The 12,257-nt window shown below is 62.0% G+C and carries 13 protein-coding genes; 6 read left to right on the top strand and 7 right to left on the bottom strand.

Annotated elements, in window-relative coordinates:
- Nucleotides 1-64 precede the first annotated feature (64 nt).
- Entirely contained in the window at nucleotides 65-1,096 is a 1,032-nt protein-coding gene (locus tag H281_RS0112905) for a response regulator (protein WP_020067527.1), read from the top strand.
- 158 nt (nucleotides 1,097-1,254) lie between these two features.
- Here the strand turns inward: H281_RS0112905 and H281_RS0112910 are convergent, their stop codons facing one another.
- Nucleotides 1,255-2,016, bottom strand: a complete 762-nt coding sequence (locus tag H281_RS0112910; RefSeq protein ID WP_020067528.1) for a GntR family transcriptional regulator — start codon at nucleotides 2,014-2,016, stop codon at nucleotides 1,255-1,257.
- 56 nt (nucleotides 2,017-2,072) lie between these two features.
- Here H281_RS0112910 and H281_RS0112915 point away from each other — a divergent pair, with 56 nt between their 5' ends.
- The 3 genes from H281_RS0112915 to H281_RS0112925 all read left to right on the top strand — a co-directional run bounded on the left by H281_RS0112915 (nucleotide 2,073) and on the right by H281_RS0112925 (nucleotide 5,830).
- The gene (locus tag H281_RS0112915) at nucleotides 2,073-2,804 is read left to right on the top strand and encodes an enoyl-CoA hydratase/isomerase family protein (RefSeq protein ID WP_020067529.1); all 732 of its coding nucleotides are present in this window, start codon (nucleotides 2,073-2,075) and stop codon (nucleotides 2,802-2,804) included.
- Between the two features lie 95 nt (nucleotides 2,805-2,899).
- Nucleotides 2,900-4,300, top strand: a complete 1,401-nt coding sequence (locus tag H281_RS0112920) for an MFS transporter (RefSeq protein ID WP_020067530.1) — start codon at nucleotides 2,900-2,902, stop codon at nucleotides 4,298-4,300.
- An 18-nt stretch (nucleotides 4,301-4,318) separates the two neighbouring features.
- Entirely contained in the window at nucleotides 4,319-5,830 is a 1,512-nt protein-coding gene (locus tag H281_RS0112925; RefSeq protein WP_020067531.1) for an aldehyde dehydrogenase, read from the top strand.
- Nucleotides 5,831-5,971: 141 nt separating this feature from the next.
- Here the strand turns inward: H281_RS0112925 and H281_RS0112930 are convergent, their stop codons facing one another.
- Nucleotides 5,972-6,208 (bottom strand): hypothetical protein, encoded by a 237-nt coding sequence (locus H281_RS0112930; protein ID WP_020067532.1) that lies wholly within the window; start codon nucleotides 6,206-6,208, stop codon nucleotides 5,972-5,974.
- A gap of 253 nt (nucleotides 6,209-6,461) precedes the next feature.
- On the opposite strand from H281_RS0112930, the gene H281_RS35625 reads away from it, so the two are divergent.
- Together H281_RS35625 and H281_RS0112940 are read left to right on the top strand one after the other, a co-directional pair.
- Entirely contained in the window at nucleotides 6,462-7,574 is a 1,113-nt protein-coding gene (locus tag H281_RS35625) for a hypothetical protein (RefSeq protein WP_020067533.1), read from the top strand.
- A gap of 244 nt (nucleotides 7,575-7,818) precedes the next feature.
- On the top strand, nucleotides 7,819-8,751 hold the full coding sequence (locus H281_RS0112940; protein WP_027804546.1) for a LysR family transcriptional regulator: 933 nt from the start codon (nucleotides 7,819-7,821) through the stop codon (nucleotides 8,749-8,751).
- Here the strand turns inward: H281_RS0112940 and H281_RS0112945 are convergent.
- The 5 genes from H281_RS0112945 to H281_RS0112965 form a co-directional block, all read right to left on the bottom strand.
- Entirely contained in the window at nucleotides 8,728-9,450 is a 723-nt protein-coding gene (locus H281_RS0112945; RefSeq protein ID WP_020067535.1) for a peroxiredoxin-like family protein, read from the bottom strand. The two genes, H281_RS0112940 and H281_RS0112945, sit on opposite strands and share 24 nt — an antisense overlap.
- 143 nt (nucleotides 9,451-9,593) lie before the next feature.
- Nucleotides 9,594-10,154, bottom strand: a complete 561-nt coding sequence (locus H281_RS0112950) for a carboxymuconolactone decarboxylase family protein (protein ID WP_020067536.1) — start codon at nucleotides 10,152-10,154, stop codon at nucleotides 9,594-9,596.
- Nucleotides 10,155-10,376: 222 nt separating this feature from the next.
- Nucleotides 10,377-10,778: a nuclear transport factor 2 family protein gene (locus H281_RS0112955; protein WP_020067537.1), complete on the bottom strand. Its 402-nt coding sequence runs from the start codon at nucleotides 10,776-10,778 to the stop codon at nucleotides 10,377-10,379.
- Between the two features lie 67 nt (nucleotides 10,779-10,845).
- Nucleotides 10,846-11,445 (bottom strand): NADPH-dependent F420 reductase, encoded by a 600-nt coding sequence (locus H281_RS0112960; protein WP_020067538.1) that lies wholly within the window; start codon nucleotides 11,443-11,445, stop codon nucleotides 10,846-10,848.
- 27 nt (nucleotides 11,446-11,472) lie between these two features.
- The gene (locus H281_RS0112965) at nucleotides 11,473-12,240 is read right to left on the bottom strand and encodes an SDR family NAD(P)-dependent oxidoreductase (RefSeq protein WP_020067539.1); all 768 of its coding nucleotides are present in this window, start codon (nucleotides 12,238-12,240) and stop codon (nucleotides 11,473-11,475) included.
- Nucleotides 12,241-12,257: the final 17 nt, after the last annotated feature.

The raw sequence follows: 12,257 nt of genomic DNA on the forward strand, positions 1-12,257 counted from the left end.
GCGGCGGTACGGCCGCGACGCTGGAATCTCCAAATTTGAAGGATCGAATGCACAGGAGTTACCAATGAGCCATACGATTGCCAACCAGACGCCGCCTCCGGCGATTCTGTTCGTCGACGACGAAGCCACCGCGGTCAAATACTTCGAACGCGCCATCGGCTCCATTGCGCCGGTGGTGACGGGCGCCTCGGTGGACGACGGCAAGGCGATGCTGGACGCCCACGCCTCCAGTCTGGCGGTGCTCGTGTCCGACCAGCGCATGCCGGGCGAACATGGCAACGAACTTTTGCGCTATGCGCGAGAGCGCTATCCCCACATCGTCCGGATACTGACAACGGCCTATTCCGAGCTGGATCAGACCGTCGAGGCCGTCAACCAGGGCCAGATACATCGCTACATCAAGAAGCCGTGGGATATCTCAGCGCTGCGCATGGAGATGAAGCAGGCGCTGGAGCTGTCGGGGCTGCGCAAGGAACGCGACGAACTCGTGCGCGAGAAGCTTGGCGTATTGCAGACGCAGACGGTGGCCACCCGCATTGGCGTAGTGCACACGTTGTGCGCGAGCCTGATTGGCCCTGGCCGGTTCCAGCCGGTGGAAACTTACCTGACCGGCACCGAACTGGCCGGTACGCGCAATGCCGAGCCGGACTGGCGGCGTATGGACTACGCCGATCTGGTGCATGCCGAGAGCGAATGCAGCGGCAGCTTCGGCCACGCGGTCGGTACGCGTCTCGCGCAACTGCGTGCGCAGACTGCGGGGCGTGGCGTTGCTGACGCGTTGCCGGTCTTGATGGATGTCCTCGGCGCCACGGTGCGCGGCAATGGTGAGGCGCTGTTCTGGACTTCGCCCTCAACGCTGAGCGAGTTCCTCACGCGCCCGGTGGGTCACGCGGTATCCGCCGAGCACGCTGCATGGCTGGCCTGCCTGTTGTGGCTGGAAGAAGCGGGCGGCGCGCTGCAGTTCTTCCGGGAAGGTGACGCTATCGTCTGCCGTGCCGGTGCGCGGGCCAGTTTTGCGGCCGACCGCCTTGCAGTCTGGATCGAGCGGTTCCTTGAGCCTGCGTTCGACCAGGATAAGCCGACGGTCCGCGTTTAAAGCGGGCGCAACGGTCGTTGCCCGGGCGAAAATCCCACGGGGCGAACGATCGTTGCATCCGGAGAAAATCTTCGGGCCGGCCGGGTGCTGAACGGCCGGCAAGAGCAACGGAGCACTTTTTCGTGGGCCGTTGCGCGGCGTGGCGTGGCGACGCTTGTCTATTTCCCCGCATTCTTGAGCACATCCAGCGCGGCCTCGCACGCCCGTTGCAGTTGTTCCCTCATCAGATCCTGCGCATCCCCGGTGCCGTTGACGACAGCATCGCGAATTCGCACTGCCTGTTCGAACGATGCGCGCATCCGCCCGCCTTGCGCCATTGCGATGCGGCGCAGCCGGCGCACTGGCCCGATCAGCGATGCATGACTCTGCTGCAACGTGCGGTTGTCGGCGATCGTCATGACGATCGCGTAAAAGCGGTCCAATGCATCGACATAGGCGGCAGCGTCGCCGGCATCGACGCTCGTTCGCATCATGTCGATCACATCATCTAGCTGAGCGGCACCGAGCGATGTAATGCGCTCGGATGCAAGCTGCACCGCGAGACATTCGAGCGCGGCCCGCACCGTATAAATCTCTTCCACATCGCGAAGCGTCACCGACCGCACATATGCGCCCACTCGCGGAAGAACCGTCACGAGCCCTTCGCGCTCGAGCTGCGCGAACGCTTCGCGCATCGGGGTGCGACTAACGTTCAGCTGTTTTGCGACCTGCACTTCGGACAGACGGCTACCCGGAGCGAGCACGCCTTCCACGATCGCCTCGCGCAACGCGGGGACGACCACGCCATCGCTCAATGAATCGCCGGTTGAGTCCAGCGTGCGAAGCCGCGCGTGATACCGCGTGGCAATGGATTCGAGACTCGGCGCGTGGCGCGTGTGCGCTGTCGTGGATTTTGAAGAAGCGGTTTTAGCAGCGGGCATTGACACCTCGGATTTCTGTGAATACTCTGTATACAGATTATACAGCAGGAGACGACATGGATCGCAGTGCATTGGAAGCCCCCGTTGTCATAGAGCATACCGGCGACGTGCTCACCTTCACGCTGAACCGCCGGGACGTCGGCAACGAAGTGTCGGTTGCAATGTTCGACGCGATGTCGGACGCGTTGCGCAGTGAGGCCGTGCAACCGAAGGCGCGTGTACTGCGCATCCGCGCGAACGGCGATGTGTTCTGCACGGGGCGTGAGCGAGCGGGGCGGGACGCCGTGTCGATCCGCACCGAAGTCGCGCGACTGATCGAACTCAAGCGGCTCGTACGCAACACGTCGTTGATCTCGATTGCGCAGGTGCAGGGCGACGCGTTGGGCTTCGGCTTCGGGCTTGCGATCCTGTGCGACTTCACGCTCGTCGCATCGTCGGCGCGGCTCGGGTTTCCTGAGATGCGCAGCGGTCTGCCGCCCGCCGCGATCATGGCTTACCTCGGCGGCTATGCGCTGCCCAAGGCCTTGTTTCCAATGGTCCTGTTCGGCGATCCCATTACACCTGAAGCGGCCTTGCAGGCAGGGCTCGTCACGCGAGTATGCGACCGCGCGAACCTGCACGCCGAAGCTGACGCGCTTGCCGCTCGCATTCTCTCGCTCGACGAAGCCGGCGCGAAACAGTGCAAGGCGTTCTTCCTCGCCGCGCAGGAAGGCAGCGTCGAACAGAACTTCCGCGCCGCGACCGACATGCTGACCGTCAACGCATTGCGGTTGATGCAGACCCGCTGAGCGTGGCCGTGCTTCACCCGCTCGATACAACACGACGTGCGGATGTCGATGAAAGCGCTAATCCGCTGACACCGTAACGTCGACTGGAGACAGACATGAACGTCAACGCAGGGCCCAGGCTCGATCGTCTGCCGATGTCGGGATTTCACCGGCGCATCATGTGGTTGATTGGCATTGGCATGTTCTTCGATGGTTTCGATATTTACGTTGCGTCGACGGTGCTCGGCGCAACGCTGAAGTCCGGATTCTCCACGCTCGGGCAGAACGCGCTGTTCGTGTCGCTCACTTTTCTCGGCATGATGCTCGGCTCGCTCGCCACCGGTTTTCTCGGCGACCGGTTCGGGCGGCGGTTCACGTATCAGGCAAATCTCGCCGTGTTCGGGCTGGCGTCGCTCGGCGCGGCACTCGCGCCGAACATGAGCGTGCTCATCGCGTGCCGCTTCGTGATGGGACTTGGACTGGGCGCGGAAAACGTGGTCGGTTACTCGACGCTGGCCGAATTCGTGCCGCCGCAGAAACGCGGCAGGCTGCAGGGTTTGATGGCGGTTTTCGTCGTGTCCGGACTGCCCGTCGCGGGGCTGATCGGGTTGCTGCTGATTCCGTCGTTCGGCTGGCGCGCGATGTTCGTGCTCGGCGGTGTTGGCGCACTCGGCGTCTGGTATGCACGCAAGTCCTTGCCGGAGTCGCCCCGCTGGCTCGATTCCGTTGGACGCCACGACGAGGCAGACGTGATCCTGCGTCGCGTCGAAGCAGAAGTGACGGCTGAACGAGGCGGCAAGCCGCTGCCTGCGCCAGCGTCGACGAGACCCGGCGCGACAGCGCAACCGGCGCTGTCGTTCGCTTCGTTGTTCAGCGGCGCAATGCTGCAACGGATGATCGTCGGCTGCGTGACGCTCATTGTCATCAACACGCTGCTGTATGGCTTCGTCACCTGGCTTCCGACATTCTTCGTGCATCAGGGCTTCAGCATCGCGAAGTCGTTCGGGTTCGCGCTCGTGATGTCGCTCGGCGCGCCTATCGGCTCCGCAATCGGCGCGCTCACCGCAGACGCGTGGGGCCGCAAGCCGACGATCATCGGCTCGTCGCTCGCCGCGATCGTCTTTGGCGCGATGTATCCGTTCATCACGAGCCCCGTGATATTGCCCATCGTCGGGCTGTTATTGACCATTCCCATCTACGTGCTGGTCGCGCTGCTATTTGCAGTCTATGTGCCGGAACTCTTCCCGACTGAAGTGCGGCTGCGCGCGTCGGGCGTCTGCAATACGCTAGGCCGCGGCGCCACCATCGTCACGCCTTTCATCGTGGTATCGCTTTTCGGGCAGTACGGCATCGTCGGCGTGCTTGCAATGATGATCGGTCTGCTCGCCGTGCAGATCGTCGTCGTTGCATGGCTTGGCGTCGAGCCGACCGGACAGCGCCTCGAAGACCTTCAACCGGAAGACACCCTCGCGCGCGACGCGCTTCATGCCGACGCGCACGCTTCGCCTAACAAATGAATCGACAGGAACCATGTAATGAATACAGGCAACTCACAGCGCTATGACGCGCAATTGTTGATTGGCGGTGAATGGACGGATGCTGAAGACGGCCGCACGCTAGACATTGTGAATCCCGCGACGGGCGAAGTGATCGGGGCGCTCGCGTCGGCTTCCGCTCGCGATGTGGATCGGGCCGTGCAAGCCGGTCATCGCGCATTCGAAGGCGGTGCGTGGCGCGACATGTCGATCCAGCAACGCGCGCGCATTCTGAACCGTTTTGCCGATCTGTTCGAAGCGGATCTGGAACAGTTCTACAAGCTCGAAACGTTGAATAACGGCCGTCCCATTGCGGAAACGCGCGCGCAGATTTCACGCTTGCCGCAGTTCTATCGCTACTTCGCGGCGCTCGCGCTCACGCGCCGCAGCGACGTGATTCCGATCGAAGGACCGTACCTGTGTTACACGCAGCGTGTACCGCTGGGGGTCGTCGCGCTGATGACATCGTTCAACCATCCGTTGATGATTCTCTCGAAGAGTCTCGCTCCCGCACTCGCTACAGGCAACAGCGTCGTCATCAAGGCGTCGGAACAGACGCCGCTGACGACCGTGCGGCTCGTGAAGCTGTTGCAGGACGCGGGCGTTCCCAAAGGCGTCGTCAACGTTGTGAACGGCGAAGGGCGCGTAGCGGGCGCGGCGCTCGCGCAACATCCGCTGATCCGGAAGGTGGTATTCACAGGAGGCACGGAAGTGGGTCGCTCGATCGGCGAGGCTGCCGCGCGTAATTTCGCGCTCACGACGCTGGAACTGGGCGGCAAGGGCGCGGTGATCCTGTTCGATGACTTCGATATCGAGCGCGCAGTGAACGGAGCGTCGTTCGCCGCGTTCATCGGCGCTGGGCAGACCTGTGTCTGCGGGGCGCGCATCCTCGTGCAGAAATCGATGTATGCGGCCTTCCTCGAACGTTTCCGCGCGAAGGTGGAACGTATCCGTGTGGGAGATCCGACGGATGCGAAGACACAGCTTGGTCCCGTCATTTCCGAGCGTTCGCGTCAACGCATTCTCGCGATGCTCGAACGCGCGCAGCAGGCGGGCGCAAAGTTACTCACGGGCGGACGCGTGCCTCAAGAATTGACCTCGGGGTACTTTCTTGAGCCGACCGTCGTCTACGATGCGGACCCGCATTCGGAGATCGGCCAGGACGAGGTGTTCGGGCCCGTAACGGTCGTCATGCCGTTCGAAGATGAAGCCGATGCGATCCGTATCGCCAACGATACGTCGTTCGGCCTTGCCGCTTCGATCTGGACGCAGGACGTGGCGCGGGCGCATCGCGTCGCCGGCAGGCTGGAGTTCGGCATGGTGTGGGTGAACGACCACCATCGGCTCGACCCGGCGTCGCCGTGGGGCGGATTCAAGAACAGCGGCGTGGGCCGAGAAACGGGCATCGAGTCGTTTGACCAGTTCAGCGAGCCTCGCGCGGTGACGATCAACACATCCGGCAAGACGGTGGACTGGTACGCGGACGATGGCGAACTGAAGCGGCTTAACTAAGCCAAGCGGCGAAACTAGCGGAAACGAGCCGCCGGGGATTGAAAACAATCCTCCCCGGCGGCCGTGGCGAAAGGATGCATCGTCGGAATCGGCTGTGCGGGCGTCGCCGTGCCTTCGTGGTCACGCCCGCTGTGCCTCGCATTACTGCGTGTCTGGCTGCTTCTGATGCTTGGCGTGCTTGTGCGAACGATGATGGGTCGAGTGGGTACTCGTCGGGGCGGACGTGTTGTCTCCGCCGGCAGTCGGGCCCGCCGTCGCTGCGCCGTGGGCGTTGCCGCCGCCCGATCCGCCGTTGCCATTGCCGCCAGCTTGGGCGCTCGCCGTGCCGGAAACGGCCAATGCGGCCAGAAGTACAAGCATCGATTGAATGCCTCGCATGTTTTGCTCCTTGGATAGTTGATCCCCGTCGCTGGGGCGAAGCGACCGTCACCGCGCCGCAGGCGTAACAGAGCATATGCAGTGCCTGACAGTCGCGTGAGGCGATTCGGGCAGCGACATCGCCAATCGCGATGTTTTGTGTCCTAGACCGCAGTTGGCGCAGGTGGGGCATGTGAAGATCCGTCGCACGAATCGCTGATGTGTACACACCAGTGAGATTCGAAAACGATAAGCGCGATACGGGGACCTTCAAATGAAAAAATATCCAGGCTTACTCTTTGCCCTTCTGCTCGCGGCCTGTGGCGGCGGTGGGGGAGGCGGCAACAGCGCCACCACGGCATCTTCGGCACCTTCGTCCACGAGTCCCAAGGCATGTACCGACGGTCCGTACACGACCGACCCCACGAAAGTCTGCACCGATGCGAGCGGCAATCTCGTTACTGCGTATGTCTACGTGCAGCCGAAGACGGTCATTCCCGACGGAACCGTGATCACCGCGGATACCACGTGGCCGGCGAGCGGCTCTCCATATTTCCTCGCCGGTACGGTACGAGTGGCGCCGGGCGTCACGTTGACGATCCCCGATAACACGATCGTGGAGACTTACCGCTCAGTGCCATGCACGGCCGATTGTGTGGGTACGATTCCGACCAAAGGCATCATCAACGTGGCGGGCACGCTCAACGTGGGAAGCCAGGGTCCGGTTCAACTGCTGGGCGTGACGGCTGCTAACACGTCGTTGGCGCAGGACGCGGGTAACGGCACGGTGAGCATCACGCATACAGTGTTGCAGGACGCGTTCGTGCAGATCAACGACGCCGCGCCGTTCTCGATGACGTACAGCCAGGCCACGCACATGAACGTGACGCCAATTGTTCGCAACGGAGTGACGACTTATGAAGCCGGCACGAACGGCTACCCGCGCTTGAGCAGGTCGGCGACCGTGAAAGGCAATACGTTCGTGGACTCCGCGGCCTTCGCTTTCGATCCGTCGGTCTTCGTGCAAAACAACCTGTTCATCAACATGGTGGATCCACTCGTGTTGATCGACGCGTTCCCTGCCAATGGACAGGCGCCCACCGGCGTTGCGCAACGGAACTCGTTCCTCTTCAAGAAGGATTCACCGAATGGAAACCGCCTCGCGATCGAGTCTCACGGCACTTATAACGCGTCCACGCTTCGTTCTCTGGACTTCACCAACAACTTCTGGGGCGTGACGGATAACACGACCATCCAGTCGCGCGTGCGAGATAGCACCGACACGGCCAACCCGCGGCTGCCCAACGTGATTCTCTATGCACCGGCGCTTCAGAGTCCCGATCCCGCCACGCCGGCGGACCCGCAAAGCGCGACGCCGAATGTGTAAGCAGTGAGGCATAAAGCAGCGCCGGGTATCTGAACCGGACTGCACGCATCGCCAACCGGCCCCGCCGCAGCATTGCCTGCGGCGGGGCCGACTGTTTTGCGGACTGTCTCCGTGATCGGCCACAGATCACAAAGACCGGTCCCCAGCAATTTCATCGACCCCATGCCCTGACGCGCTAGACTTCCAGCTGAACACATCTTAGTCACGACACGGACTTCATCGTCCTTCAAGGGGAAGCAGCCGAATGGACCGGATGGCAGCAATGGAAACGTACGTCAGCGTCGTGGAGGCGGGCTCGTTCTCGGCAGCCGCAAAGCGGCTCAAACTGGGGCAACCGGCCGTCTCGAAGTCGATCGCGCAACTCGAGGAGCGACTCGGCGTGCGGCTCCTGTTGCGCTCGACGCGCGGTCTTACGCCAACCGATGCGGGACAGCGCTTCTATGAGCACGCAAGGCGCGCAATCGAAGAGGTGGATCTCGCCGAACACGTCGCGCGCGACGCGTCGACCGGACTATCCGGTGTGCTGCGCATCAGTGCCGCCGTCACCTTCGCGCGCCTGCACATCCTGCCTGCGCTCAAGACGTTTCTCGACCGGCATCCGAACCTGCAGATCGATATCGTGCTGGACGATCGCACCATCGACCTGCTCGAAAAAGGCGTGGACGTTGCACTGCGCATGGGATCGCTCGATGATTCGACGATGACGGCACGCCGCATTGCGCAAAGCCGTCGACTGGTTGTCGGAACGCCTGCCTATCTCGCCGAAGCAGGCGTGCCGAAGACGCCCGCGGATCTAAGTCAGCACCAGGTCATCGTCTACTCGTTGCGAGGCGGCGGGGAGTCGTGGGCGTTCAGCCAGAGCGGCAAGGAAGTGGCGGTAGTCGTGTCCGGGCGCGTCAGCGTCAGCGCCGCCGAAGGCATGCGCACCACGGTGCTGGGCGGACTAGGCCTTGCAATTGCCTCGGAATGGATGTTCTCGCCGGAACTCGCCGATGGCTCGGTTCAAGCGGTACTAACCGACTGGGAATTGCCCTCGATCGACCTGTGGGCGGTGTTCCCGGCTGGACGGCTGGTGAGTGCGAAGGCGCGAGCGTTCGTCGCCTTCGTCGAAGAAACACTCGGTGCCGTTGGCAGCGGCACCGGCGGCGCACCCTCAGAAAGCGAGCTTGCCGATTGACGCTCCGCCGTCGACGTAAAGCGTTTGACCCGTCATGAAGGCGGCTTTTTCCAGAACCGGGAACATGTCCGACGGGTCCGGACGACGCGTGTAGTCCGGGTTGACCTCCGAATACAGCACGATCCCATCCTGCCCGATGACGTAGCGCGCCGGCATCGGCAAGGTCCAGCCCGGGTCGTCATTGAACGCAGGCAGATCGTTCCTCAGATTCTTGTACAACTCGACCAGATAGTCGGGCAACGCGAAGCGCAAGCCGAAGTCGGCGCCTGTCTGCCCATTCACATCGCTCAGCACGGGGAAGCCCAGTTCGTTGGTGCGCACCGATTTTCGGCTATTGACCGCAGTTTGCGGCGAGATCGCCACGACGTTCGCGCCATAGGCCTGAATCTGCGGCAGCACTTCGTTGATCGCCTGCAATTCGATATTGCAGTACGGGCACCAGACGCCGCGATAGAACGTCACCACCAGCGGGCCCTTCACCAGCAACGCAGCGGAAGACACGTCGTTGCCGTCCTGATCTTTCAGGTTGAAATGCGGCGCGCGGTCGCCCGCCTTGATCGCACGGCTCGCCTGTCCGCTTGCTATCAGTTCTGCGGTAGCGCGCTCCATCACCGGATGAATCTCCGGCGGTGCATTGAACGGCGGTTTGCCTGCCTTGAAGTCGGCCCGGAATGCATCGAGTTTCTCTTGCAGCGACATGAGTGTTCTCCGTGAGGGGAATAGTGAAATTGAGGAACCGGGTGGCCGCAGATTCAGGCTGCGTTCAGCGCGGCTGCGATGCGCGTGTATTTGAGCTTCGGTATCGGGTTGGACGCGAGCCGCGAACGGCTCCCCGAGACGGCTTAGGCGGCGACCGGCCTGGTCCACTCGTTACCGGCCATGAAGCTGTCGAGTTCGGTATGGACGATGTGGTTGGTGTAGTTGCTCATCACTTTGGTCGCTACGCCTAGAATCACTTCGAGCACATTCTGACGGGTGTAACCGGCGGCGAGAAACGCGTCGACATCGGCGTCCGGAACGAAGCCACGTTCGCGCACTACGAGCGTCGTGAAGCGATGCAGCGCTTCGAGCTTTGCATCGGGCAGCGGTGTGCCGGCGCGCAGCGCGGCGATCACGCCTGCGTCCATCTTGATCATCTTTGCCAGCGTGCTGTGACCGGCCATGCAGTAGTGGCAGTTGTTCTCGAAGTTCGAGGTCAGGTAGACGACCTGCTGTTCATGCGGCGTCAGCGTGCTTTTGGAGAACAGGTCCCACAGCGCCGAGTAACCGGCCAGCAGTGCGGGCGACTCCGCCATGTGCGCCTGAAGGTTGGGCACGAAGCCAAAGGCGCGCTTCGTGTCTTCGAGGCCGGCCTTCGAAGCGGCCGGTGCGTTATCGATCGTATAGGTTTGGAAGTTGCTCATCGTTTTTGTCCTGTTGGTTGACGGTGAGCAAATGATGGAGGTCAGCGCCTGATCGAAGAAGGCAGGCGCCGTCGATAACAGTCATTCCTGGCAGGCATAAAGCGGTGGCTGTGCGGTCGCGACCACGAAACCAAGGACCAGTACTTCATCCTGGCGAATGAACCGGTACGCGATGGCTCGCGCACCGGTACGACTATCTGCGCGAGCAATGACCGGCGCCGTTCATGCCGGTGCCGAAGCCCGTGCCAATGCTTGCGTGTCGATGTACTCGCGGATCTTCGACACTTTGCCGTTGTGAACGGTAATGGCGAACACCCAATCGTCCTCGAACGTTTTATTGGTGGCTATGATTCTTCCCTTGGCGAAGCCGATGACCACAACCCGGTCTCCCTGCGCGACGAATTCACTGGGCTGCGTCAACGAAGTCTCCACCGTTTCGGATTGCGTTTGAAGCAGATCCGTTAATCCTGCGTGCCCCCGGCGCGTACCGGCCAGCGGCCAGCTGTCGCCCGGAATGATCCACTCGATATCTTCGGCACACAACTCCAGCAGACGTTGCTTATCGCCGCCGCTGATTGCTGCAAAGAAGTCTTTGACGACCTGGACATTCTCTTCAATGCTCATCGAAGTTCTCCGGTTCCAATTCATCACATGTGCACGCGGGCCACGAATCCGGCGACGGTCTGATTCATCAGCCGAACGTGACGAGGTCCTTAAAGATCAGTTGACCCCAGCTATTTCCGCGCGCCTGAACTAGCAGTCCTCCTTCCGAAAGCCCGCCGAGGGTAATCGGCGAGAAGCCAAGTTTTTCTGCAAGCGCGCCGACCTCCGCTGCGGCGCCGTTATCGTCGCTCGCGAGGAACACGACTCTCTTTCCACCATTTACGGCGGGATCTTTTTCGAGGACGGCAGCAGGCAAATGATTGAAGCCCTTGACCAGCCGACCGCCCGGGAAGGCTTGTGCGACGGCTTTGGAAGAAGGCATTCCCCCCAGAGCCTCAGGAGGCACGCCATAAGCATTGGTCACATCGACGATGGTCTTTCCCTCCCAGGTGGGAAGCGCCCTGGCAACCTCCGGGTACGACTCGAAACGGACCGCCAGGAATATCGTGTCCGCCATGACGGCGTCCGCCAGTGTCCGGGGGACGATCGTGAGTCCGATCGACGCCGCATCGGAGGCGAAGCTCTCCGGGTCGCGCGTGGTTGCAACGGATACTTCGATGCCGCTTCGGGCAAATGCCCTGGCAAGAGCACGACCGATCTTGCCGAAGCCGATAATTGCGTAACTCATCTTTCCTCCTTCGATTTTTCGGCGCGGTCAGAGCTTGTAGCCGCCGCTCGCCTCGATTGTCTGGCCGGTCACCCAGTGGCCATCATCGGAAGCGAGGAACGCCACGACGGCGGCGATTTCCGAAGGCTCGCCAAAGCGTCCCAGCGCGATGTTGGCCTCGGCCGCCTTGACGACTTCGGGGTCCTCCCGCAAGGCGGCGTTCGCGTCCGTTCGCGTGTAGCCCGGCGCGACGGCGTTCACACAAATTCCGCGCGACCCAAGTTCGGACGCGAGCGCATGCGTCAGGTTGTTGATGGCCGCCTTCGCCATCGAGTAGACCGGCGCAACGGTCACGGGCTTGGTCGAGGCAGCGGAAGAAATGTTGATGATGCGTCCGCCATCGGCGAGACGGTCCAGAGCGGCTTGAACAATGAAGAAGGGTGCGCGGGCATAGACCGCCATTAAGGTATCCCAACTTTCTGGCGTCGCGTCTTTGAAGCCTAACCAGCCGGAATTTCCCGCGTTGTTGACCAGAATGTCGAGGGTTCTGCTTCCGTTCCGCTTGGTGAACTCGTCGTCGAGTTTCTCGAACAGCGCCGGGACGGCCGCCGCGTCAACGAGGTCCGCGTGGATCGCGAACGCAGTGCCCCCAGCTTTCTCGATCGCCGCGACCACCTCGTCGGCGCCCGATTTGCTGGCGTTGTAGGTCAGCGCGACTGTCGCGCCATCCTTTGCAAGACGCTCAGCAATGGCGCGGCCGATGCCTCGCGATGCTCCGGTAACGAGGGCAGTTTTTCCTTTAAGAGCTTGTCCCATCTGATTTTCTTCCGTGG

The organism is Paraburkholderia caledonica, from assembly GCF_000383275.1.
In the GTDB taxonomy this organism is placed as follows: Bacteria; Pseudomonadota; Gammaproteobacteria; order Burkholderiales; family Burkholderiaceae; genus Paraburkholderia; species Paraburkholderia caledonica.

What these genes read in the sequence shown, in the direction of transcription:
- H281_RS0112950 (WP_020067536.1), bottom strand. Translation starts at nt 10,154, where the DNA reads ATGAGCAACTTCCAAACCTATACGATCGATAACGCACCGGCCGCTTCG.
- H281_RS0112925 (WP_020067531.1), top strand. Translation starts at nt 4,319, where the DNA reads ATGAATACAGGCAACTCACAGCGCTATGACGCGCAATTGTTGATTGGC.
- H281_RS0112940 (WP_027804546.1), top strand. Translation starts at nt 7,819, where the DNA reads ATGGACCGGATGGCAGCAATGGAAACGTACGTCAGCGTCGTGGAGGCG.
- H281_RS0112905 (WP_020067527.1), top strand. Translation starts at nt 65, where the DNA reads ATGAGCCATACGATTGCCAACCAGACGCCGCCTCCGGCGATTCTGTTC.
- H281_RS0112965 (WP_020067539.1), bottom strand. Translation starts at nt 12,240, where the DNA reads ATGGGACAAGCTCTTAAAGGAAAAACTGCCCTCGTTACCGGAGCATCG.
- H281_RS0112920 (WP_020067530.1), top strand. Translation starts at nt 2,900, where the DNA reads ATGAACGTCAACGCAGGGCCCAGGCTCGATCGTCTGCCGATGTCGGGA.
- H281_RS0112955 (WP_020067537.1), bottom strand. Translation starts at nt 10,778, where the DNA reads ATGAGCATTGAAGAGAATGTCCAGGTCGTCAAAGACTTCTTTGCAGCA.
- H281_RS35625 (WP_020067533.1), top strand. Translation starts at nt 6,462, where the DNA reads ATGAAAAAATATCCAGGCTTACTCTTTGCCCTTCTGCTCGCGGCCTGT.
- H281_RS0112915 (WP_020067529.1), top strand. Translation starts at nt 2,073, where the DNA reads ATGGATCGCAGTGCATTGGAAGCCCCCGTTGTCATAGAGCATACCGGC.
- H281_RS0112910 (WP_020067528.1), bottom strand. Translation starts at nt 2,016, where the DNA reads ATGCCCGCTGCTAAAACCGCTTCTTCAAAATCCACGACAGCGCACACG.
- H281_RS0112930 (WP_020067532.1), bottom strand. Translation starts at nt 6,208, where the DNA reads ATGCGAGGCATTCAATCGATGCTTGTACTTCTGGCCGCATTGGCCGTT.
- H281_RS0112945 (WP_020067535.1), bottom strand. Translation starts at nt 9,450, where the DNA reads ATGTCGCTGCAAGAGAAACTCGATGCATTCCGGGCCGACTTCAAGGCA.
- H281_RS0112960 (WP_020067538.1), bottom strand. Translation starts at nt 11,445, where the DNA reads ATGAGTTACGCAATTATCGGCTTCGGCAAGATCGGTCGTGCTCTTGCC.